Origin of the sequence: Rhizobium fabae, from assembly GCF_003985135.1 — a bacterium.
Classification (GTDB): domain Bacteria; phylum Pseudomonadota; class Alphaproteobacteria; order Rhizobiales; family Rhizobiaceae; genus Rhizobium; species Rhizobium pisi.
Map to the genome: position 1 here is coordinate 431,796 of NZ_ML133647.1, position 22,650 is coordinate 454,445.

The window sequence follows — 22,650 nt, forward strand, 5'->3', positions numbered from 1 at the left end:
GTAAGCCCGCGACTCTTTTCAACATTTCGCGAGTTCTGCGTGAGCTTGCCGGGGCGATCGAGGCTCGGGGCAACTGGCCCCTCGCATTCGCCGGTCCTCTGCCTGACGGTGCGCCCGGTGCCATCTGTCGGTGGCGAAGGCAGCTGGAGGCTCGGAATCGGCAGCCGCCTATCGATCTATGAAAATTAATTTCATACTTCTGCTTTGAGGCCCGTTTTCTATTGACGCCCCTCGTTTTTTGTCCCAACTTAAAGAAAATAAATTACTTAAATGGGAACCTGATCGGCATGAAAGTGGGAATCATAGGGCTAGGATTCCGGCTCGGTTATCTCGGCTATGTCTTCAAGGCAATCGACAGCAGTTTCGACATCGTAGGCTATGTGGACCCGGATCCCGCCGGACTTCCCGGGTTGACGGAAAAGGGAATTTCGGTCGGCAAAGCCTATGGTTCGCCAGAAGAACTCCTTGCCTCCGAGAAGCTCGATCTCCTGATGATCGGCTCGCCCAATCACATGCATCTCGACCATATCAGACTCGGGCTTCAGGCCGGTCTCAAGGTCTTCTGCGAAAAGCCGATCGTCACGACGATCGCAGAAAGCATCGAGCTTGCCCATCTGATGGCGAAATTCGGTCATGAGCGGCTGATGGTCGGTCTCGTGCTGCGCTATTCTCCTCTTTACCGGGATCTGCGCGCTATCCAGGCCGAGGGCAAGCTGGGTCAGATCGTATCGATCGAGGCGTCCGAACACATCGAACCTTATCACGGCGCCTTCTTCATGCGCGACTGGCGCCGCTACGAGCGCTATTCCGGCAGCTTCATGCTGGAGAAGTGCTGCCACGACCTTGATCTTTATAATGGTGTCGTCGGCGCACGGCCGGAACGTGTCGCCAGTTTCGGCGGCCGCAAGAGCTTCATCCCGGCCAATGACCCGGCGCGCGAAGGCATCAACGATCTCGAGCTTTTCCATCGCAAGCCGAGCGGATGGATGGGTTCGGACAAGGTCTTCGACAGCGATGCCGACATCATCGATTATCAGGTGGCGATCGTCGAATATGCCAATGGCGTGGGGATGAACTTCCATACCAATCTCAATGTGCCCGACCAGTTCCGTCGTTTCGCCATCATGGGCTCGCGCGGCATGGCCGAAGGCGATTTCGTTCGCGGCTACCTCAATGTGCACGAACAGCTGACGGGCAACAAAGTGGTCGAGAACACCTACGCCGCCACGGAGCTCTCCCAGCATTACGGCGCCGATGAGCAGATGGCGGGCGACCTGCTCGAAAGCGTGCGCACCGGGCTCGAACTTCCCGTGTCCACGCTGAACGCGCTCGAAGCCGGGATTCTTGCTCTGGCGATGGACGAAGCAAGGATGAAGAAAACGGTCGTCGACCTGCGCCCCGTCTGGGACCGCTTCGACGAAGCCCTCCACGCAAAAGCGGCTTGAGGAGGGCGGCAAGATGAGTGTTCAAAGAAGCACGATCATCTTCGCCTGGATCCTTCTTCTTCCGGCAGTCCTCTATGTTCTCGCGATCGTCGCCTATCCGCTGGTCGATACGTTCATACTCTCCTTCACCGACGCGTCGCTGAAGAAGACCACGGAATGGGTCGGTTGGATCAATTACGAAAAGATCTTCAATGAACGGTTTGCGGAGGTCATCATCCGCACCTTCATCTGGACGTTTTTCTCGGTCGCCCTGAAAATGGTGATCGGCACGTTCGGCGCAACCATGCTGAATGCCGCCGTGCCCGGCCGCTCCCTGTTCCGGCTGCTGACCATGCCGCCATGGATCGTGCCGATGGCGATCGGCATCTTCATGTGGGGCTGGATGTATAACGGCCAGTTCGGGATGATATCAGGGGTCTTGCAGCGCCTCGGTCTCGTCGACGGTCCGGTTGCCTTCCTCGCCTATGGAAGCACCGCCTTCTGGGCAACGATCGTCACCGACGTGTGGATTGGCGTGCCGCTTGTGACGATCTACTTCCTGGCGGCGATCCAATCCATTCCGAAGGATCTCTATGAGGCTGCCTGGACGGACGGCGCCGGCCGCTGGTACCGCTTCCGCCGCATCACGCTGCCGCTTATGGTTCCCGCCATCATCACCATGTCGATGCTATCGCTGATCGCCACCTTCAACTCGTTCGACATCATCTGGATTCTGACGCAGGGCGGGCCGAGCGGCGAGACGACGACGATGATCATCGATACCTATCAGACCGCGATCGGTTCGAAGAAATACGGTGAAGGGGCGGCGCGCGCCGTTTTGATCTGCATCTTCCTGTCGCTCTTCTGCTTTGCCTATTTCCGCGTCACCCGTCGTCTCAATCCGGAGAAGCGCGCATGAGCAATGCGGCCATGATCGATCGCTACCGCTGGTGGGAAATCATCCTGATCTATTGCGGCATCGCCGTGTTTCTGTTCTTCGTGCTGGCGCCCTTCTTCGAAGGTTTCCTGGTTTCGCTGAAGCCGCTCAGCCAGCTCTTCTCCTCGCCCTACCGCTTCTGGCCGGAAAACGGCTCGTTCGAAGCCTATCGGACGATGTGGATCAGCGTGCCGGGTTTTGCGCGCTATATCTTCAACTCGTTCTTCATCTCGACCATCGTGACGGTGATCGTGCTCTGCCTCGTCATCCCGGCGGCCTACGCCTTTGCGAAGTTCGAATTCAGGGGTATGGGCATTCTGCTCGGCGCATTCCTGACGGTGAACATGTTTTCCGGTGCCGTGCTTTTGATCCCGCTCTTCCGGTTGATGCGCAGCATGGGCGTGCTCAACACCTATCTCGCCATGATCGTGCCGGGTGTCGCGTTCCTGATCCCTTCGGCGATCTGGCTGCTGCGCACCTACATGATCCGCATTCCCCAGGAACTCAACGAAGCGGCCTACATGGATGGCGCCAGCCATTTCTACACGCTTCGCCGCGTCATCCTGCCTATCGCGATGCCGGGGATCATCGTCGTCGCCATTACCACCTTCATCGGCGCCTACGCCCAGCAATTCATCTTCGCGCTGACGTTCAACTCGAAGACCGAATACATGCCCTTGCCAGTGGGGCTCTTTGCTTACTTCGGCAAGCAGGAGGTCATCTGGAACGAGCTGATGGCGGCTTCCTTCGTCGGCATTGCGCCGGCAATGGTCGTCATCTTCTTCCTTCAGCGCTACCTCGTCGGCGGCCTGACCGCCGGTGCGGTGAAACAATAAGAGCAAAAAACGAGTGAACAGCTAACACAAGAATGGGAGTCACGACGTGAGCATATCAATCAAGACAGGCCTCATGGCACTCGCCTTGCTCGGTTCAACGGCACTGACTGCGGTCACTGCCCAGGCGGCCGACAAGGAAATCAGCTGGATCTATTGCGGCGACACGATCGACCCGGTCCACACCAAATTTATCAAGCAGTGGGAAGAAAAGAACGCAGGCTGGAAGATCGCGCCTGAGGTCGTCGGGTGGGCGCAGTGCCAGGACAAGGCAACGACGCTCGCAGCCGCCGGCACGCCTGTTGCGATGGCCTATGTCGGTTCGCGCACCCTGAAGGAATTCGCGCAGAACGATCTCATCGTTCCGGTGCCGATGACGGATGACGAAAAGAAGAGCTACTATCCTCATATCGTCGACACGGTGACCTTCGAGGGCAACCAGTGGGGCGTTCCGATCGCCTTCTCCACCAAGGCGCTCTACTGGAACAAGGATCTCTTCAAGCAGGCCGGTCTCGACCCGGAAACTCCGCCGAAGACCTGGGCTGAAGAAATCGCGATGGCGAAGACCATCAAGGAAAAGACCGGCATCCCGGGCTTCGGTCTCTCTGCCAAGACCTTCGACAACACGATGCACCAGTTCATGCATTGGGTTTACACCAACAACGGCGCCGTCACCGATGCCGACGGCAAGGTCACGCTCGACAGCCCGCAGATCCTTGCAGCGCTGAAGGCCTATAAGGACATTTCGGCCTATGCCGAAGAAGGCCCGACCGCCTACGAGCAGAACGAAGTCCGCGCCATCTTCCTCGACGGCAAGGTCGCCATGATCCAGGCAGGCTCGGGTGCGGCCGATCGTCTGAAGAAGACGACGATCAGCTGGGGCATCACGACGCTGCCGCTCGGCCCCGACGCCAAGGGTCCCGGCACGCTCCTGATCACCGACAGCCTTGCAATCTTCAAGGGTTCCGGGGTCGAGGACAAGGCGACGGAATTCGCCAAGTTCATCACCTCGCCGGAGGTCCAGTCGGAATACGAATTGCAGGGCGGCGCCGGCCTCACCCCGCTGCGTCCTTCGGCAAAGGTCGACGAATTCGTCGCCAAGGATCCCTACTGGAAGCCGCTGATCGACGGTATCAGCTACGGCGGTCCCGAGCCGCTCTTCACCGACTACAAGGGCTTCCAGAATTCGGTGATCGAGATGATCCAGTCCGTGGTGACTGGCAAGGCCGAGCCTGAGGCCGCGCTCAAGAAGGCTGCCGGCGAAATCGAGGCCTTCAAGTAAGCCCGCTTCGGCTCTTCGGGATCGCGGAGGCAACAATCCGCGATCCCTCCCCCACGGCGCCCTGTGTCTGTTCAGATGTGCAGAACGCCGCAACACTTTGAATTGCTGCATAATTCCTTAAATCGAATTCGACTTAAGGAATTATGCGGGAACGACGATCGAACGTGCGACACAGGTCGCCGGCGGAGACAGATTTTTGGGACAGCTTCTTCTCAACAAAGTTCAGAAGTTCTACGGCGACTATGAAGTCCTGAAGGGCGTGCAGCTCGAGGTGAGGAATGGCGAGTTCGTCGTCTTCGTCGGCCCGTCTGGCTGCGGCAAGTCCACTCTCTTGCGCATGATCGCCGGTCTCGACGCGACGACGGCGGGCGACATCGTCATCAATGGCGTCAGGGTCAACGACCTGCCGCCCGTCAAGCGCGGAATCGCCATGGTGTTCCAGTCCTACGCGCTCTACCCGCACATGACTGTTTTCGAGAACATCGCCTTCCCGCTGCGCGTCGAAAAGATGGAAGAGGCAAAGCTCAAGGCTAAGGTCGAAAATGCAGCGCGCATCCTGCACCTCGAACAGCGGCTGCAGCAGAAACCCGGCATGCTTTCCGGCGGCCAGCGCCAGCGTGTCGCGATCGGCCGCGCCATCGTGCGCGAACCGAAGATATTCCTGTTCGACGAGCCGCTCTCCAATCTGGATGCGGCGCTGCGCGCCGACATGCGCATCGAGCTCGCCAAGCTGCACCGGCAGTTGAAGGCGACGATGATCTATGTGACGCACGACCAGGTCGAGGCCATGACGATGGCCGACCGCATCGTCGTGCTTGATGCGGGCAATATCTCCCAGACAGGCGCCCCGCTCGAGCTTTATCACAAGCCCGCGAACCAATTCGTCGCCGGCTTTATCGGCAATCCGAAAATGAATTTTCTTCCAGTGATCTGCAAGGGCGTCAGCGCCGATGGCGTCGAGGTGGATTATCAGGGTCAGACGGCGGTTTTGCCGGTGACGCCACGTGACGGCATGGTGGGCAAGCCTTTGACGCTCGGCATCCGGCCGGAGCATATTCAACTCGGCGGTGGCGATATCGTCTTTACCGTGACGCCGACGGTCATCGAGCGCCTCGGGGCAAATACCGTCGCTTACGCCTCCCTCAACGGAGAAGCCGAGAACTTCTGCGCCATGCTGCCCGGCAGCGTCGGCATCCGTACGGACATTCCGGTCGCGACCGGAATCAATGCCGCCGATTGCCATCTCTTCGACGAGGCGGGCATTGCCTTCGAGCGGCGCGTGGAACTGACCGAAATCGATATGAACGTGATCAATCCGACGGCGGCCTGAACCGCCCGCCAGGTCGTCGTTTTTCCTACCGGGGGGCGGTTCCGGATAGGGGCCAAACGACCCCCTCAGCAATTGCGGCTGCTTGCCGGTAGGGGTTCGGGTGATTTTCACTCCACGAACGATGTTGGCGATCTTCTGTAGATGGCAGAGTCCGGCCATTTGCGTCATGGCAGTCGTTGGCCCCAAGCGGACATAGAAAGTTCGATTGCTGCAAGGCGGCTTCGCGCGCCCTCTTATCGGTCATTTCGGACGGTCGGAACCTTCCGCTGAAAGCAGACATACTGGCCACCTCCGCACAGGCTGAGTTAGACAGAAAGTTCGAGAGTCCTGCCGGTTCCAGTCGGGACGAGAATCGTTCAACCGAGCGATAATCTCCAGTCCTGCCTTCTCAATACCCGAGAAGGTGAAGTCAGCGACTGAACCGCTTAAATTGAAATGGATATAAGCTCGAAATTCCATTGTTTGTAAATTGAAATATCGATTTGCAGCTGCTAGTTATCGGGGTAACAACTTGGGGTAATTATTCGCTAATTGTGTAGGTAGATCATGAGCGGACGGTCGCGTGTCGATACGACTAGCGCAGAAGATAAATCAATCGGATTCGACTACCAGTATTATTATTTTCTCAATGAGTTGTTGAATCTGAAGAGCGGCCAAGTTGTAGGCTTGGAAGTTCTTGATGATGTTCACGTCGAGCGACCCGACGGCACTAATCTACTTGTCCAGTTGAAGCACACGGTTCAGACGAGCGCACAGGGAGTTCCTATCAACCTTACGACGTTGGACAGTGATCTTTGGAAATCGATTTCGAACTGGTGCAAACTGATCATCGATCCGGCGGATGGGCGGGCGCTGGTGAATTCTCAGCTTGCCTATCTTAAAAAGACCAGCTTCCTACTTGCGTCCAACAAGTCGGAGAACGACAAAAACGCTCTCCTGATATCCGTTGAAGCCTTTAAGTCTGCCGCCAAGAGTCACGCAGAGCTTGTCGCTGATATCACGTCACTTAAGGCGAAAAGCAAAGACTTGGTCATCCAGGGCTACATCGATGATGTGCTCTCACTCGACGACGCCGTGTCAGAGAGGTTTTTTCAGCACCTGTCATTCGCCCTGGGCAAGGACGAAATCATCAATCTATGCAAAGCGTCCATCGCTGAAAAACAGATACACCAGTCACGAATTGACGACGTTTTCAGCGCCGTCGACTCCGAGGTGCGGCAAAACTCCTTCGCCACCGTCAAGGCAGGGAGCAAGATCACGATCAGCTTTGACGAGTTTAATCAAAAATACCGACGGCATTTCGATAAGGCCCGGAGCGGCTCTCTGCTTTTCAGAGAGTTTCCGCCCGTTTTGCCGGACAATCTATCCGACCAGACGTTCATCAGGCAGTTGGTAGATATCAATGATATCGCAGCGAATAGCATCGAGTTTCATACCAAGTTTACCACGAGGCGTCTGCACTTTCGCGATAACCTAGAGCGACTGATCCAAGACGGAGAAATCACTCAATCCGATATCGACGCTTTGGAGGAGGAAGCTGCCATTATGTGGGAAGGCAAGTTCCTCCAAACATATTCGGGTCAACCGGCCGCTGTTGATGAGGACGCAGCTGCCCGCGCGATCCTCGGAGACTTGCGGTCGAGAAAGCTCACGCTCGCTTCGCAGGAGCTTCCGTTATCCATGAGCAATGGCGGATTCTACGATCTATCTGATCGTCCGGTGATCGGTTGGCTGAGCAACTGGGAAGATCGCTACAAGTGAAATTCAGCTCTTATTACAATAACCTTGGGATCAACGCGTTTTCTATCTCTTCTGTCTTGAAAGAGGCTAAATTTCTAACGCTTCCCAAGACCGCGTTGATCTTGCCCGTTGTTGCGCATCGCGAGATGGTGAAAAAGCTTGCGGACCGCAGATTTCGCTTCGTCAGCTTTGAGCAGTATCTGATCGACAACATCGAACATTTCTACAATTTCAATGAACGGTACTTGGCATCGTTGACTCCGACTCTGAATGCTCTCCAGTTTTTGTGTGAAATTGGTGTAGTTAAATTGAAAGATGACGGGGCGGTGATCGCGTCTGCCTTACCCTTCGATACGTCCATGGGCAAACGCGCCGAGCGCGTCCAGCGCGCCTCAGCCAACATAGCTGCGCTGGTCTCGGGCAATGCTGAAGTTTTCTACCTCAATGCGAGGATCGAGCTGTGAAGTTTCATATTGAAAGCCTGCAACTCTGGCTGAAGACCGAACAGAGACGGTCCGTTACGTTCCTGCCGAACAAGATCAATGTGATCACCGGCGAAAGCCACACTGGCAAGACGGCCATCTTGGACATCGTCGATTACTGCATGTTCGCGAGTAACCATCGGATTTCAGAGAGCATTATCAATGAAAATGTCGCCTGGTACGGGCTGCGCATTCATGTGAATGACAAAATCTACATGCTTGCGAGACGCGCGCCAGAGGGGACGGCACCGTCGCCCGATTACTACTTCTCTTCGACGGGAGAAGTTCCGAATACCGCGCCAAGCCCGAATATCAGCGAAAGCGTATTGAAGAAGCTATTAAGCGCTGATTTCGGCATCGATCAGGACGTCAAAATTCCATTTGGCGGGAGAACTTTGCAGGCCAATTCTCGGGTGTCGCTTCGATATTTCCTGCTCTTCAACACCATCTCGCAAGACATCATCACGCATAGCGACCAGTTTTTCGACAAACAGAACCAGGCTCGCTACCAAGAAGCGTTACCACGCATATTCGACATCGCTGTAGGGATCGACACAGTCGAAAACATCTTGAAGCGGGAGAAGCGCGCAGAGTTGGAGCGTAACCTTGCCCGCCAGCAAAAGTTAGCGGCTAAGACGGAGGAAAAGCGCGAGCAGTTTAATGCTCAGCTGACGGAAACCGTCGCTCGGGCTAAGGGGTACGGTCTCGTTGCCGAGAATACTGACCCTGATGCTTCAGTCACCGCATTGAGGCAAATGGTAACAGAGCGGGAGAGTGGTCCCGACCAGTATGTGTCGGCGCAATATGAAGAAATTTCTTCACAGATATACCGCGTTTCCCGGAAAATCAGGGGGCTCCGCAGGTTCGCGTCGGAATATGGGAACCATAAGGCGACCCTCAAGGAAACAGCGGATAGCCTGCAGCCTGTCGAGTATCTGCTAGGGAACTTCGAGGAGACAGTTCGGACATCCGTGTTCGATGACATCCTCAAAAACCTTTCCCAAGGGCTACAGGAGATCAAGGACGCTACTGCTCGAAAGACGCCGCTAGACAGCAACATCTCCGAAATCATGAAAGGATTGGAATCTCAGCGCCAGAAGCTCGAAAAGGACCTTCAAGCCCTGCCTGCCGAGATGGAAAGTTTCGAAAGCGACAAAGATAAGTACATCTTCATCGGCGAGACGAAGGCCAAGCTTGAGCTGTATAGCGACCCACAGTCAGACAAAGCTCCAGATAACAGCGAGTTGATCGCAAGCCTGGAAGCTCAAATCGAAGACCTTACTGTATCACCCGTCGAAGACCGGAAAGAGCTTTTTACCAGGGCGTTGGATGAGGCGATCCAGGATTACATCACACTGACGAAGGCAGCGCTCGGGAACTATGGCGATTATCGTTCCGCGTTCAACTATTCGGAGAAGAAGCTCCATCTGCGCAAGCCTAAGACCGCTTCGACCGAAAATGTCGGTAGCAGTTCCAATCATATGTTCCTTCACCTCTTCTTGTTCCTGGGCCTGCATGAATTGATTATGCGGAACGATGGCATTCACGTGGCTCCGTTCCTGATTGTCGATCAGTTCTCCAGGCCATACTGGGGCGAAGATGATCAAAAAGACGGAGCTGGCGAGAAGGACGTCGATGAAAGCGACGTCGCGAAGGTTAAGTTGGCACTGGAGCTTTTGGACCAGTTCATCACTACGGCGAATGACATTGGAAAAGAGTTCCAGATGATCGTCTTCGAACACATAAATCCGCGGTATTGGGACGGGCTCAAGAACGTGCACCTAGTAGAAATTTTCCGAGATGGAAACGCCCTGATCCCGGTTTCCAGGCCGGGCTAGGACGTATCGGTCGCGAACGTTTGCCAATGTCCGCAATTGATCTGAAACCGCCATATCAGCAACCTATTCTGACGTTTTTGATGAGATCAGCGCTGCCATTTCGACCGTAGCGAGGCTGGGAGCGGTACGGCTGCTCTTCAATGCCTTTCGACAGAATCGGACTGACCGCATCCGGCCCCCATTAGGTCAATCCTCTAAGTCAAGCCCGTGTCCGCTCTTGGCGCAACCAAGTCATCCCTTGCGCGCACGTCTTACGATATCAGCTACTGTATTTGCCGATACCGAGATCGCGGGTGATCCATCGGCAACTGCGGCTTTCGGTAATCGGTGTCATTTCGCCCCCAACTGGGACCGACCTACCAGACGAGACCGCGGGCCGCGACCTTCTCGACGCGGGTCACGACACCGCTGCGATGGAAGACCATCGTGTCGAACAGGTTGGAAACGACGCAGGTGTGGTTCGGGATGATGAAGAGTTTCTCGCCGATCTGAGGCCGGGGGTCGGTGCAGTTCGACAGGTCGATCACGCCGTGTTCTTCCGAGAGGCTGGTGATGCGTGCTTGGGGATAACCGACGATCAGCCCGTAGTCGCTGAAGCCTTGAAGATCCGAGGTCAGCGCCTTCGATCCGGCATCGATGACGGCGCGGTCGGCATTCGGCCGTGACACGACGGTCGCCAGCACATGCATGGCGCAATCATCCTCGGTGCAATGGCCCATGCGCACCATCTGGCGATCGTTGTAGATATAGGTGCCGGCGCGGTGTTCCGTGGCCGACGTGACGAGATGCGCCTCGAAAAGGCTTGGCGTTCCGCCATTGCTGACGATCGGGCAGGCAATGCCTTCCGATTTCAGGCGGCTCACCGTTTCGGCGATGAAGGCTTCCACGGTGGCGGCCGATTGCGGCTTCGGATAGGTCACGATGCCGCCGAAGGTGAGGCCGTCAGCGGCGGCGATGCGTTTGGCGAGCGCAACTGCCTCCTCCGGCGTCTGCACGCCGCAGCGGCCGGCGCCGGTATCGCATTCGACAAGCACCATAAGCGGCTTATGGCCGGAAAAATGCGCGGCGAGGCCGTCGACCGTCACTTCGCTGTCTGCGACGACCTTGAGGGCCGAGGTCTTCTCATTCAGTTTGGCCAGGCGGTCGAGCTTCTGCTGTCCGAGGATATTGAAAGTGATGAGGATGTCTCCGAAGCCGGCCTCGGCAAAGACCTCGGCTTCCGTGACCTTCTGGCAATTGATGCCCCTGGCGCCTGCGGCGACCTGCGCGACGGCCAGGGCGGGAATCTTGTGTGTCTTGATATGCGGGCGGAAGTTCAGCCCGTGTTGATCCATATAGGACTGGACGCGGCTGATGTTTGCAGCGAGCCGGTCTTCGTCGATGACAGGACGCGGTGTCGAGAGATCGGCGATCCTGTCACCCGCCTTGGCGACAACGGCAAAGCTGGCATTATGCATCTAGGCGGCTCCGCGTACTGTCCCATGTGGATCGGCCACGATCGGCCAGATGGTCTTTGGCGCCCGCCGGTAAGCCGTCGTCGCCGGATTATTGGGATACGGCGTTCCAGCCGAGCAGTAAAGGATCTCCGCCGCAATCTTCGAGAAGGACGCGAAGAAGTGATTGGTGGATTTGATCACCAGGATCTTCTGCCTTACGGGATCGATACCCATGACCGAAAAGAGGCTCGGGTCGAAGCTCTGGGCGCGTGTCGAGTTGAGGATGATGTCGATGCCGTTGAGCACGATATGGGCGGCATCGCCGAAAGGTGCGAGGCTCTCGCCGAACTGCATTTCGGCATTCTTCACCAGCTTGACGACCCTCACGGTGCCGTCGACGGGATTGCCGGTGCCAGGCGCCGACTTGGCGCCGAAGCGCAGCGGAATGTCCGCCCCCTCGCCTGCCGCAAAACAGATCTGCACGGCCACCGGATCCCAGATGGTGCCGATCGCGGCGCTCGTGACGCCGCGCGCCATGAGTTCCCCGAGAACGACGGTTGCATCTCCCGCCGTGCCGCCACCCGGATTGTCCCAGACGTCGGCGATGACGACAGGCCATGCGGTTGCCGCGATCGCGCGCGAGACAGCTTCCTTCTCGTCGATTTGCGGGACCATGAAGGTGCCGCGCTTGGAAAAGAGTTCCAGGCCGAGTTCGCGCGCCAGAGCGCCGCCTCTTTCCGGCTTGTTGTCGGTTACGACAAGCAGCTTCGTTCCCATTTCGGGAACGTCGCCCACCATGAAGCCGTGGATCACCGAGATCGACAGAATGTCAGGATCATCCTTTTCGATCTGCATGATCTTGTCGACGAAGGAGCGCATGGGCTCGCGCGATGTCGGGAAGACATCGATCATCCGGCAGTCGAACACCGATATATCAGGCTTGACCCGGCCCTCGAGCGTGTCGACCGCGATGCGCCAGAGATCCTCGGCGCGATCGACGAAATCCGTATGCGGAAATTCCTTGAAATAGACTGCGAAGTCGAGTGCCGCGACGCGCTTTGCGGTCAAGTGGCTGTGCGGATCGAGTTCGGCGCAGATGAGGACGTCAGGTCCGACGATCTCGCGCATGCGCGAGAGAAGATCGCCTTCCGTATCCTCGTATCCGGCTGCCACCATGGCGCCATGCAAGCCCATGACGACGGCGTCGACCGGCATTGCCGCGCTGAGCTGGCCAAGGATCTCATCACGCAATTCCTCGTACGTCGCCCGGTTGACGAGGCCGGCGGGGTCGGCCCAGGTGGCCGTTCCCTCGATCAGCTCCCAGCCCTTTTCCGCGGCGACGCGCCTTCCGACGGTGATCGGCGCGGTGCAGAGCGTCGGTGTTTCCGGATGCTGGCCGGGCGGAGCATAAAGCGAGGCTTCGAATGCGCGGCGATCCACGCAGATCGGGGAGAATGTGTTGGTCTCGGTCGCCAGTGCTGCCGTGAAAATGCGCAAGAAAGTGGCCTTCTTCTTATCGGCCCCGCTTCAACCCATGGGGTTCGGCAGGTAGCCGGTGAAACCGGAGATCTTCCAGCGTCCTTCGTGAAGTCTGCAATAATAGAGCGTCTGCCATTGCAGGACGTCGCGGGTGCCGTCGCTCTTGGTAATGCCGCCGTCGAATTTCTTGCGGACGAGCGCCGTGTCGCCTTCGATCTCGATATCCTCAAGCGTCGTCGTGGTGAAAATCGCTGCGCGCGCATCCTCCGCGAAACTCTGTTCGCCGAAATCCTTGGCCTGCCTCAGCCATTCCTGGCGATAGGCCGAGAGTGTCGGGAAAGCCAGGCGCCACTTGTCGGGGCTGACTTCCTTCCGGCCGTCGATGCCGATGAAACCTTCTTCCACGAAGTCATGCTCCACCATCGACCAATCGGCGGCGAGAAAGGCATCGATATCGCGGGGAACGAGCATTTCCCAGATGGCGTGGCGGGCGCTGTCGGAGGGGAAAGGATTCTTGAAGGGATCGCGCATGTCAGCCCCGGATTGAAATTCTTTTCATAAAACACGTTTTTCACTGGTCAAATTCTGCTTTCTATGGTCACTTGTCAACTTATCAAGAAAATAATTTGCAAGGACTTGAGAATGCCTATCAAGCGCTATGGCACTGTTCAAACGGGCGCCGGCGGCAAGGCGCTGCCTTTCGCGCGCGCCGTCGAAGCTGACGGATGGCTCTATGTTTCCGGACAGGTTGCAATGGAAGATGGCGAGATCATCGACGGCAACATTATCGCCCAGACCCACAAGACGATCGCCAATGTTCTGGCGATCCTCGAGGAGGCCGGATACGGCGTCGAGGATGTCGTGCGTGTCGGCGTCTGGCTGGATGACCCGCGCGACTTCTGGACCTTCAACAAGATCTATCAGGAGTATTTCGGCGAACATCCGCCGGCACGCGCCTGTGTGCAATCGTCGATGATGGTCGATTGCAAGGTTGAGATCGACTGTGTGGCCTATAAGAAGAAGGATGGATAGAGAGCCATCGGGGGGACGGGTTTGGATATCTTTTCGACATTGCAGGAAGACAAGGGCCGGCTCTCTCCCTCCGAGAGCCGCATCGCGGAGATCATCGTCAACGACTTCGAATTTGCCGTGAATGCCTCGATCATCGAACTTGCCGAACGGGCCGAGGTTTCGCCGCCGACCGTCACGCGCTTTTGCCGCCGCCTGGGCTGCGAGAGCTTTTCCGATTTCAAGGTGCAGCTCGCCCGGACCGCCCATATCGGCGTGCGCTATCTGAAGCCGGAATCGAAAAGCACCGATCCGGCCGATGTCGCCCAGGATATTATCACCAAGGCCCAGAACGCGCTCTTTCTCCTGCACAGGTCGCTCGATCTTGCCGCGATCGAAGCCGCCGTTTCGCATATCGCCAAGGCCGACATGATCTATGCCTTCGGCTCCGGCGGCAATTCGTCGATGATTGCCGACGAGCTTCAAAACCGCCTCTTTCGCCTTGGGCTGCGCATCACGGCAAGCTCCGACCACAGCATGCAGCTGATGATGGCCGCCGCGGCAAAGCCGGGCGACGTGTTGATCGGCTCGTCCTTCTCCGGGCGCAACATGGAGCTGGTGCGAGCCTTCGAGCTGGCCCGCGACACCAAGGTAAAGACGATCGCTCTGACCCAGACGGCAAGCCCGGTTGCCAAGGCCGCCGAAGTCGTCGTGCCGATCGATCTTCCGGAAGGCAGCAACATCTATCGCCCGACCTCAACGCGCATCGCCTACATCGCGACGGTCGATATCCTGTCGAGCCTGGTCGCCTACGCCGTTCAGCCGAAGGCGACGACCACGCTTCGGCGCATCAAGCAGCAGCTCGTCATTCACCGGGACGGCGACGACCGGCAATTGCTTGGAGATTGAATCTCATGAACGGGAGCGACAGCAAATGACCCAATCGGCAGCCATCGTGACGGGCGCCGCAGGCGATATTGGCGCAGCGATTGCCGCCCGGCTCGCAGATGACCATGATGTCGTGCTGCTCGCCGACATAAATGCGGCAGCCGCAGCCGCCGTGGCTTCGAAGCTCGGACCGGACAATCGCTTCGTGGCCGTCGGCTGCGATGTGACCAGCGAGGCGAGCATTGCCGAATTGGCGAAACGCGCCGCGGATATCGGCGTGGTCCGAACCCTTGTCAACAATGCCGGTGCTGCCCGCGCGACCAGCCTGCACGATACGACGCCCGATATCTGGCGGGCGGACAATGCGCTCAATCTCGAAGCGGCATTCTTATGTTTCCGGGCCTTCGAGCCCATGCTGAAGGCCTCGAAGGGTTCCGTCATCAACATCGCCTCGGTCAACGGCCTGCATGTCTTCGGACACCCGGCCTATAGCGCCGCCAAGGCGGGCCTGCTGCACTTCACTCGGCTGGTCGCGGTGGAATACGGGAAGTTCGGCATCCGCTCCAATGCCGTCGCGCCCGGCACGGTGAAGACGCAGGCCTGGGAAGCGCGCGCCGCCGCCAATCCGAATGTTTTCGAGGAGGCGCGCCGCTGGTATCCGCTGCAGCGCGTGGTCGATCCCAAGGACGTCGCCAATGCCGTGGCCTTCCTTGCAGGTCCGCTGGCCGCAGCCATTACAGGTGTCTGCCTGCCCGTCGACTGCGGCCTCACGGCAGGTCAGGCCGAGCTTGCGCGGACTTTCTCCCAATCGGAACATTACTGAAAATCATTGCAGGACTTGCCCGTCCCGGCCGCTCTTGCCAATTTCCCTGACGATTGATTGACCGCATGAGCCGCCTCTTTCCCGACGTCTTCCGCAATCCGGCGATCCGCGCCAGCATGATCGCCATTTTCACCTTTGGAATGGCGGGGGCGATGACCGCACCCTACCGTTCGGTTATCGGCATCCGTGAACTGGGGTTGAGCGACGGCCTTTATTCCTCTCTGAGTTTCGTCTCGGCGGCGGTGAACGTGGTCATCAGCGTCCTGCTCGGCAATCTCGCCGATCGCCTCGGCGAGTACCGGTCGACGATGATCGGCGCCTGCCTCTTCGGCATCGTCGGCTACGGCATGGTCTACGCCTTTCCCACAGCGGCCGTCTTCATCATCAGCGGATTGCTGCCCTTGCCGATCTACGGGGCGTTGAACTCGCTGCTGTTTGCCAATGCGCGCGCGGCGATGCACGGCATGAGCCGAAGCGAGATGGTGACGGCCAACTCCGGCGTGCGCGCCATGATCTCGCTCTCCTGGGTGCTGATCCCCGGCGTCACCGGCCTGCTGCTCTCGGGTGGGGCGAGCATGCTGCCGGCCTACCTCTTTGCAGGCATCTCGTGCCTGATATGCCAGGGCATCATCGTCTTCGCCCTGCCAAGACGGGCAGCAAAGGAGATGGCCGCGGCTCACCATCTCAGCTATCTCGGCGCCCTTCGCCAGGTGGTTTCGCCGCGGATTTCGACGCATATCTGCGGGGTGGCGCTCATCACCAGCACGCTTCATCTCAACGACGCCCTTCTGCCGCTGATCGCCACCGGCGCGGCACATGGAGCACTGAGCGATGTCGGCATCCTCGTCGGCATCGTCGCATTGCTCGAGGTCGTCTTCATCATCGTCTGGTCGCGCATTGCGCGGAAAACCGGCCAGATGACGGCGCTTGCCGCCGGCACCATCATCTACGCCGTGTTCCTCAGCCTTCTCGGCTTTGCCTCTGAGCCGTGGCACCTCTACGCCCTCACCTTGATCGCCGGTATCGGCGCGGCCGCGATCATCAGCATTCCGATCACCTATCTGCAGGATCTCATCGCCGACCGGCCGGGCCTCGGCAGTGCGCTCATCTCCGTCAATATCTTTGCGAGCGCCGGTATCGGCGCGCTGATCTTTGCCGGCGGCACGTTCATGACGGGTTATTCCGGAACCGCCATTCTGAGCGCCGTTGCGGGCCTGTCCGGGATCACGATTCTCGGCTTCCTGCACAGACGCAATGTCCGCCGAGCTGACGCCATCGCAAATGAGGCGCAACGAAGAATGTAGCTTTCTTCAGCGTTCGTCTTGTGACAAGGGTGATGCACCATTTCCTTTGAAGGCGACATGAAGGCGATCTCCGGCACGAATCTCGAACAGGCCAAGTCTCACAACCGGCGTGTGGTGATCGAGGCTGTGCGTACGAACGGCCCTTTGTCGCGCGCCGCGATCGCCCGAATGACGGCGCTCACCGCCCAGACCGTCTCCAACATCGTAGAGGAGTTGGAGAGGTCGCACCTTCTCGTTGCGGCCAAGGCGCAGAAGCTGGCGCGGGGCCAGCCGATCATCCCCTACAGCATCAATCCGCGCGGCGCCTATTCGATCGGCCTGGAGCTCGGACGGCAGCGCGCCAGCGGAGTCCTGACGGATCTTTCCGGCGTGGTCTGTGCACGTATCGAGCGCCACGTCGAGCACCCCGATCCGCAACGGGCCATGCCGGTGCTGCAATCCATCGTCGAAGATCTTCAGCAGGCCTTCGCCTTCGACCGAAACAGGCTGCTCGGCGTCGGAATGGCCCTGCCCGGCCGCTATGCCGACGGCGGCACCACCTCCCTCAGTCCGCTGAACCTGCCGGGCTGGCAGGGCTTTCCTGTCGGGCAAGAGCTGGAACAGCGGGTGAAGGTGCCGGTGCTCGTCGAGAACGATGCGACGGCGGCAGCAATCGGCGAGCGCCTTCACGGCGTCGCCCGCGGTTTTGCCAGCTTCGTCTATCTCTTCCTCGCGGGCGGCGGCGGCATTGGCGCCGGAATGTTCCTCGACGGCCACCTCTACAAGGGCAGCCGCAACAATGCCGGCGAGATCGGGCATATCATCGTCGAGCCGCATGGCAAGCTCTGCAGCTGCGGCAAACGCGGCTGCCTGGACCGCTACATCTCGCTGACGGTCGCCTACGAATTCATGGGCATTGCGAATGCCGAGGAGCTTTCGCCTGACGATCTCGATGCGCTGGTTGCCAAGGGCGGCGAAGGTCTGGACGCCTGGCTCGATCAGGCCGTCCAGCCGCTGCGGCAGACCGTCGACTTTCTGGAACTGGCCTTCGATCCACAGACCATCGTGCTCGGTGGCAGCATATCGACACCCCTGATGCAGCGGCTCGCGGAGCGGCTGGAGCCGCTGCACATCCCGATCGACCCCAGCCAGAAGCGGACCATTCCCCGCGTCATGATCGGCATGACCGGCAAGGATACGGCCATCCTTGGCGCCGCCGCCCTGCCGATCTTTTCCGAAACCAATCCGCGCTTTGACGTTCTGCAAAAGCCGCTCGGCTGAGCCGCGGCTCACGGGTCACGTCACCGTCCTAACTCCGCTCGAAAAGAAGATGTTGCCTCTCAGGAGGCAGACAGCCCCGCATCGGCTTGCGGGCGACGGGCCAGAGGTCGGGCAAAGATGACCACGTTCCCGAGAAGCGTCAGCGCCAGGCCGATCAGACCTAGACCGCTCCAATGGTACCCCTCGAAAACAGTCGATAGCGAGAGGGCGACGATCGGGAACAGGACGGTGGCATAGGCCGCGCGTGAGGAGCCGATGCGCGACACCAGCATGAGATAGGTGGTGAAGCCGATCACCGATCCGATCGCCGCGAGATAGATCAGGGCGGCAAGATAGGTGATGTCGGGCGGCGCCACGATCGGCGTTTTCGTCACGGCAATGAGGAAGAGGAGGATGATCGCGCCATAGGTCATCCCCCAGGCATTGGCGGTCAGCGGTGAGATTCCGGCCGCGCTGTTTCGACGCGATGCCATATTGCCCAGCGAGAAGAACAGCGTGCCAAGCGCTGCGAGCCCGATCCCTTTCAACGTGCCCATATCGAAATCGACGACAACATCCTGTCCGAAAAGCAGGAGAAGGCCGGTTGCTCCGAGCGCGGCTGCGAGAAGCGTGCGGCCTGTAATGCGGTCGCCGAAGAAGAGACGCGCATTGACGGCATTGTAGATCGTTGCGAGCGAGAAGATCACGGAGATCAGCCCGGACGGGATAGAGGCGGCTGCGTTGTAGAAGCAGATGAAATTGAGGCTGAACAGGCAGAGCGCTTGCGCAAGGATGAAAGGCTGATCGCGCAAGGCTGGGAGCTTGAGCCGCCGCATGACAGCCAGAATGGCGACGAGGATTACTGCCGCGACCCCAAATCTGTAAAAGACCGAGACCAAGACCGGTACGGGACCGACCTGCATCGCTATGGCGATCCAAGTCGTCCCCCATATAAGGACGGTCGCGATGAAGAGAGCGGCATTTGCCATGGAGTGATCCTCGTTTTCCCGACCAATAGGCGAACCGTGAGCAGGCCTCTTGCAGATTCTTGCTATGAAATCGATCTGCCCGGACTTCCGGCTCGCCATGAGGGTTGTCCGCCGGTATTGTTCGCACGGCATGGTCAGGTGTGGGGAAGAATTGGTGAAATATAGTCACCCCTCGGTTTTCAGATTTTTGTCCGCATCTCCCACCGCGCGGATGTCGCAGTCCATCGATTTGGGGTTCGGGCGATCAGCTGCTATCTGGAGCAATGCACACGACAGGATGAGCTATCAGCGGCCGAACGGTCACACGTTCAGTCTTTATCTCAGGGGCGGCGCTGGAACGCGTCGTCTGGATGGCAACCCCGCCGCGCGCGGCCGTCCGGGAGTCCTGTGCATCATGCCACAGGAGCATTCGTCCGAATGGGAAATCACCGACTTCTCCCAATTCGCCCATCTGTATGTTCCCGATGATCAGATGCGCCGGATGTTTGCGGAGACGTTTGACCGCGATGCCCGGCTTATGGCTCTTCCCGAAGTGACCTTCGCAGAGGCACCCGCCTTGGCGCGCAGGCTTTGGCAGATGACGAAAGCGATGGTGGCGGGCAGTCATCTGCAGGCTGAAGAAGCGATGACGCAGACGATCAATGATTTCTTCGTTGATCCGCGTTATGGCGGGATGCGTCCCTGCGTAATCAGCGGCGGGCTTGCCCCTCATGTGCGGCGGCGGAGTCTGGAATATATCGAGGCCCATCTCGATGAGACAATCCGCTTGCAGGATCTGGCGGCGATCGGGCAGCTCAGCGCCTTTCATTTTCAGCGGATGTTCCGGGCAAGCTATGGCGTTTCCCCGCATGGCTGGGTGGCCCACCGGCGTGTCGAGCGCGCCAAATCGATGTTGTGCGGCACGGACTCAATCGCAGAGATCGCTTCGGCCTGCGGCTTCAGCAGCCAGAGCCACATGACACGGGCATTTAAGCTCGGCACAGGCGTCACACCCTCTGTCTACCGGCAACGACAATGAAGTACCTTCGCTCGATAAACGTTTGTTCGTTGTAGGCGGGACGACAGCCCTGACATCTGACCGATAATGCTGGCCTCGACGCCTGCAAAAGCCGCTCGGCTAAACCGAGGGCTCTTCGGCCTTCCAGACCTCACTTCACCGCGATGACGACCTTGCCTTTCGCGCGTCCCGTTTCCACATAGTTCAGCGCCTCGTTGGTCTTCTCGAATTGGAAGGCCCGGTCGATGACGGGGCGGATGGCGCCTGCCTCGATCAGCGAGGTGATCTTGCCGAGCTGAGCGCCGTTTGCGGTCATGAAGAGGAAAGAATAGCCGATCCCCCGGCGTTTCGCTTTCCGCCTGATGCCGAAGCTCAAAAGGCGCATGACTTGCTGCAGCAGCCAGCCCGAGCCATTCGCCTTGGCGAAATCAGGATCGGGCGGACCTGATATAGAGATCAGCTTGCCGCCCGGCTTCAGAACGGCGAGCGATTTCTCCAGCGTGTCCTTGCCCAGGCTGTTCAACACGACATCGTAGCCCTTCAGTACCTTTTCGAAGTCGTCCTTCTTGTAGTCGACCGCCACGTCGGCGCCGAGGCTTTTCACCAGATCGATGTTAACAGTGCTCGTGGTCGTCGCCACATGGGCGCCGAGATGTTTGGCAAGCTGGATCGCGACCGTTCCGACGCCGCCGGAGCCCGCGTGGATCAGTATCCTCTGTCCCTTCTGCAATTTGGCACGCTCGACCAGAACCTGCCATGCGGTCAGCGCCACCAACGGAATCGATGCGGCCTCTTCCATGTTGAGATTGGCGGGCTTCAGTGCGACATCGGCCACATCGATGGCGATATACTCGGCGAACGTCCCGATGCGATCCTGGCCAGGCCGCGCGTAGACCTCGTCGCCCGGCTTGAACTGCCGGACATTCGCTCCGACCCGGACCACGACGCCCGCGACATCATTGCCGAGCACTAGGGGAAGCCGATAGGGCAGAATGAGCTTGAATTCGCCATCCCGGATCTTGGCATCCAGCAGGTTCACACTGGTGGCATGGATCTCGACCATCACGTCGTTTTCACGCAGTTGCGGTTCTGGGCTGTGGCCGAGCCTGAGGGCGCCGCCTTTCTTGTAGCGATCGATCAGGAATGCTTTCATGGGACGAACTTTCGTTTCTGTGGTGAGCCGGCGCAGCGGCAAGGCAGGCTCAGTCGGGAAGCCTGTTGAATTTCCGGAGGTTCTTGTCGACGAAGGACTCGGGCAGGAAGCGGCGGATGAAGCGGACCTGTCCTGCAGCTTTTCCGGCCGTGTAGCGTCTCTTCGGCGATGGCGCATTGGCGGCTCGGACGACAGTTGCGGCGACCACTTCGGGTGCATCGCCCTTCGAGACGATTTCACGCATCAGTTTTTCGGCGTCGGCACGTACCGTATCATAGATGGCGAGCGGCCGGTCCGGCCGCGTGATGTTCTCCTCGAAGGAGGTGCGGGTGACGCCAGGCTCGACGAGCACGACGCGGATGCCCTGCGTGCGCACTTCATGGTCGAGGGATTCCGAATAGCCTTCGATCGCGTGTTTGGTCGCGGCGTAGAGCGCGTTGAAGGGCGCCGGGATCAGCCCGAGGATCGAGCTCAGGTTGATGATCCGGCCGCTGCGCTGGCGTCGCATCACCGGCAGTACCGCATTCGTCATCCGTATGGTGCCGAAGACGTTGACGTCGAATACGGCTTTGGCTTGTGCCGTCGTCGATTCCTCGGCGCCGCCGAGCAGACCGATCCCGGCATTGTTGACGAGAAGATCGATCCGTCCCGTGCGTTTCAGAACCTCGTCGACGGCGCCCTGCACGGATTGATCGTCAATGACATCGCAGACCAGCATGGTGATTCCATCCGAGGTGTCCGGCATCGGCTTTCGGCTGGTGCCGAACACACGGTAACCATCGCGCCGCAGCGCCTTCGCCGTCACCAGCCCGATGCCGGATGAAGCCCCGGTGACCAGGGCAATGCCGCGTTCTCTCTTGCTCATCAATATCTGCCTTCGTTTTTGGCATGGAACATCCATGCGCATCCTGTTACTATCAAATTGATAGCGAGTCACTATTAAAAAGATATCGACATGAAGAATCTTTCGGACCAGCCCTGTCTGATCGCCCGCAGCCTGGCGCTCGTGGGCGATGCGTGGAGCATGCTGATCATGCGCGACGCCCATGCGGGGCTGACCCGCTTCGATGATTTTCGAAAAAGCCTCGGCATCGCCCCGACGATGCTGACGGGGCGGCTGTCATCGCTGACCGAGGAAGGGCTATTGGAAAAACGCCGCTATTCCGAGCGCCCGCCGCGCGACGAATATGTACTGACGGAGGCCGGCCGCGACTTTCTGCCGGTCCTGTTTGCGATCGGCGCCTGGGGCCGCAAGCATCGCGGCGGCGGTGAAGTCACCCGGTTCTTCGACGCCGAGACCGGAACCGAGATCGATCCGGTGACCATCGACCGCGCGACCGGCGCTCCTGTGGGAACCCGCCCCATTCGCATCGCCGAACCCGGATGTGCCGCCCCGCCACAGGATCAGCAGGACTGACGCCGGGTGCAGGCCTGTTTGGCGGGGTAGCTTAAAGCGACTGAGTATCCT

The 22,650-nt window shown here is 58.9% G+C and carries 21 protein-coding genes; 15 read left to right on the forward strand and 6 right to left on the reverse strand.

The window, feature by feature from the left end; translation table 11 throughout:
- Positions 1 to 287: 287 nt before the first annotated feature.
- The 8 genes from EFB14_RS07965 to EFB14_RS08000 all read left to right on the forward strand — a co-directional run bounded on the left by EFB14_RS07965 (position 288) and on the right by EFB14_RS08000 (position 9,866).
- Positions 288 to 1,445, forward strand: a complete 1,158-nt coding sequence (locus EFB14_RS07965) for a Gfo/Idh/MocA family protein (protein WP_125845575.1) — start codon at positions 288 to 290, stop codon at positions 1,443 to 1,445.
- A gap of 13 nt (positions 1,446 to 1,458) precedes the next feature.
- Positions 1,459 to 2,343: a carbohydrate ABC transporter permease gene (locus tag EFB14_RS07970; protein WP_125845574.1), complete on the forward strand. Its 885-nt coding sequence runs from the start codon at positions 1,459 to 1,461 to the stop codon at positions 2,341 to 2,343.
- The gene (locus EFB14_RS07975; protein WP_125845573.1) at positions 2,340 to 3,197 is read left to right on the forward strand and encodes a carbohydrate ABC transporter permease; all 858 of its coding nucleotides are present in this window, start codon (positions 2,340 to 2,342) and stop codon (positions 3,195 to 3,197) included. Before EFB14_RS07970 ends, EFB14_RS07975 begins: the two co-directional genes overlap by 4 nt.
- Before the next feature lie 73 nt (positions 3,198 to 3,270).
- Positions 3,271 to 4,476: an ABC transporter substrate-binding protein gene (locus EFB14_RS07980; RefSeq protein WP_126824477.1), complete on the forward strand. Its 1,206-nt coding sequence runs from the start codon at positions 3,271 to 3,273 to the stop codon at positions 4,474 to 4,476.
- Positions 4,477 to 4,672: 196 nt separating this feature from the next.
- A complete protein-coding gene (locus tag EFB14_RS07985) occupies positions 4,673 to 5,806 on the forward strand; it encodes an ABC transporter ATP-binding protein (RefSeq protein WP_126824286.1) in 1,134 nt (377 codons plus the stop codon).
- A 546-nt stretch (positions 5,807 to 6,352) separates the two neighbouring features.
- Complete coding sequence (locus EFB14_RS07990; RefSeq protein WP_126824289.1) at positions 6,353 to 7,567, forward strand: hypothetical protein; 1,215 nt, start codon at positions 6,353 to 6,355, stop codon at positions 7,565 to 7,567.
- The gene (locus EFB14_RS07995) at positions 7,534 to 8,010 is read left to right on the forward strand and encodes a three component ABC system middle component (protein ID WP_245438218.1); all 477 of its coding nucleotides are present in this window, start codon (positions 7,534 to 7,536) and stop codon (positions 8,008 to 8,010) included. Before EFB14_RS07990 ends, EFB14_RS07995 begins: the two co-directional genes overlap by 34 nt.
- Positions 8,007 to 9,866: a DUF3732 domain-containing protein gene (locus tag EFB14_RS08000; protein ID WP_126824292.1), complete on the forward strand. Its 1,860-nt coding sequence runs from the start codon at positions 8,007 to 8,009 to the stop codon at positions 9,864 to 9,866. Before EFB14_RS07995 ends, EFB14_RS08000 begins: the two co-directional genes overlap by 4 nt.
- 356 nt (positions 9,867 to 10,222) lie before the next feature.
- On the opposite strand, the gene EFB14_RS08005 is transcribed toward EFB14_RS08000, so the two are convergent.
- From EFB14_RS08005 to EFB14_RS08015, 3 genes are read right to left on the reverse strand one after another with little or no spacing between them, the layout of a single operon-like run.
- Positions 10,223 to 11,323 carry a D-TA family PLP-dependent enzyme gene (locus EFB14_RS08005; protein WP_126824296.1) on the reverse strand — a complete coding sequence of 367 codons (1,101 nt, stop codon included), beginning with the start codon at positions 11,321 to 11,323 and terminating at the stop codon, positions 10,223 to 10,225.
- A complete protein-coding gene (locus tag EFB14_RS08010; protein WP_126824299.1) occupies positions 11,324 to 12,799 on the reverse strand; it encodes a M81 family metallopeptidase in 1,476 nt (491 codons plus the stop codon). It lies immediately after the preceding gene.
- 30 nt (positions 12,800 to 12,829) lie between these two features.
- A complete protein-coding gene (locus EFB14_RS08015) occupies positions 12,830 to 13,312 on the reverse strand; it encodes a hypothetical protein (RefSeq protein ID WP_126824302.1) in 483 nt (160 codons plus the stop codon).
- A gap of 111 nt (positions 13,313 to 13,423) precedes the next feature.
- Between EFB14_RS08015 and EFB14_RS08020 the strand changes: the two genes are divergently transcribed.
- The 5 genes from EFB14_RS08020 (at position 13,424) to EFB14_RS08040 (ending at position 18,064) form a co-directional block, all read left to right on the forward strand.
- Positions 13,424 to 13,813 (forward strand): RidA family protein, encoded by a 390-nt coding sequence (locus tag EFB14_RS08020; protein ID WP_126824305.1) that lies wholly within the window; start codon positions 13,424 to 13,426, stop codon positions 13,811 to 13,813.
- Positions 13,814 to 13,834: 21 nt separating this feature from the next.
- A complete protein-coding gene (locus EFB14_RS08025) occupies positions 13,835 to 14,698 on the forward strand; it encodes a MurR/RpiR family transcriptional regulator (RefSeq protein ID WP_126824308.1) in 864 nt (287 codons plus the stop codon).
- A 25-nt stretch (positions 14,699 to 14,723) separates the two neighbouring features.
- The gene (locus tag EFB14_RS08030) at positions 14,724 to 15,500 is read left to right on the forward strand and encodes an SDR family oxidoreductase (RefSeq protein ID WP_126824311.1); all 777 of its coding nucleotides are present in this window, start codon (positions 14,724 to 14,726) and stop codon (positions 15,498 to 15,500) included.
- A gap of 65 nt (positions 15,501 to 15,565) precedes the next feature.
- On the forward strand, positions 15,566 to 16,804 hold the full coding sequence (locus EFB14_RS08035; protein WP_126824315.1) for an MFS transporter: 1,239 nt from the start codon (positions 15,566 to 15,568) through the stop codon (positions 16,802 to 16,804).
- Between the two features lie 57 nt (positions 16,805 to 16,861).
- Positions 16,862 to 18,064, forward strand: a complete 1,203-nt coding sequence (locus EFB14_RS08040; protein ID WP_126824318.1) for an ROK family transcriptional regulator — start codon at positions 16,862 to 16,864, stop codon at positions 18,062 to 18,064.
- 59 nt (positions 18,065 to 18,123) lie between these two features.
- On the opposite strand, the gene EFB14_RS08045 is transcribed toward EFB14_RS08040, so the two are convergent.
- Positions 18,124 to 19,032, reverse strand: coding sequence for a DMT family transporter (locus tag EFB14_RS08045; RefSeq protein ID WP_126824321.1), 909 nt, complete (start codon positions 19,030 to 19,032; stop codon positions 18,124 to 18,126).
- A 154-nt stretch (positions 19,033 to 19,186) separates the two neighbouring features.
- Here EFB14_RS08045 and EFB14_RS08050 point away from each other — a divergent pair, with 154 nt between their 5' ends.
- Positions 19,187 to 20,050 carry a helix-turn-helix domain-containing protein gene (locus EFB14_RS08050; RefSeq protein WP_483475589.1) on the forward strand — a complete coding sequence of 288 codons (864 nt, stop codon included), beginning with the start codon at positions 19,187 to 19,189 and terminating at the stop codon, positions 20,048 to 20,050.
- A 130-nt stretch (positions 20,051 to 20,180) separates the two neighbouring features.
- On the opposite strand, the gene EFB14_RS08055 is transcribed toward EFB14_RS08050, so the two are convergent.
- Both EFB14_RS08055 and EFB14_RS08060 read right to left on the reverse strand, forming a co-directional pair.
- Complete coding sequence (locus EFB14_RS08055) at positions 20,181 to 21,182, reverse strand: NADP-dependent oxidoreductase (RefSeq protein WP_126824324.1); 1,002 nt, start codon at positions 21,180 to 21,182, stop codon at positions 20,181 to 20,183.
- A 49-nt stretch (positions 21,183 to 21,231) separates the two neighbouring features.
- Complete coding sequence (locus EFB14_RS08060; protein ID WP_126824327.1) at positions 21,232 to 22,047, reverse strand: oxidoreductase; 816 nt, start codon at positions 22,045 to 22,047, stop codon at positions 21,232 to 21,234.
- Between the two features lie 90 nt (positions 22,048 to 22,137).
- On the opposite strand from EFB14_RS08060, the gene EFB14_RS08065 reads away from it, so the two are divergent.
- On the forward strand, positions 22,138 to 22,599 hold the full coding sequence (locus tag EFB14_RS08065; RefSeq protein WP_125845560.1) for a winged helix-turn-helix transcriptional regulator: 462 nt from the start codon (positions 22,138 to 22,140) through the stop codon (positions 22,597 to 22,599).
- The last annotated feature ends 51 nt before the right edge of the window (positions 22,600 to 22,650 follow it).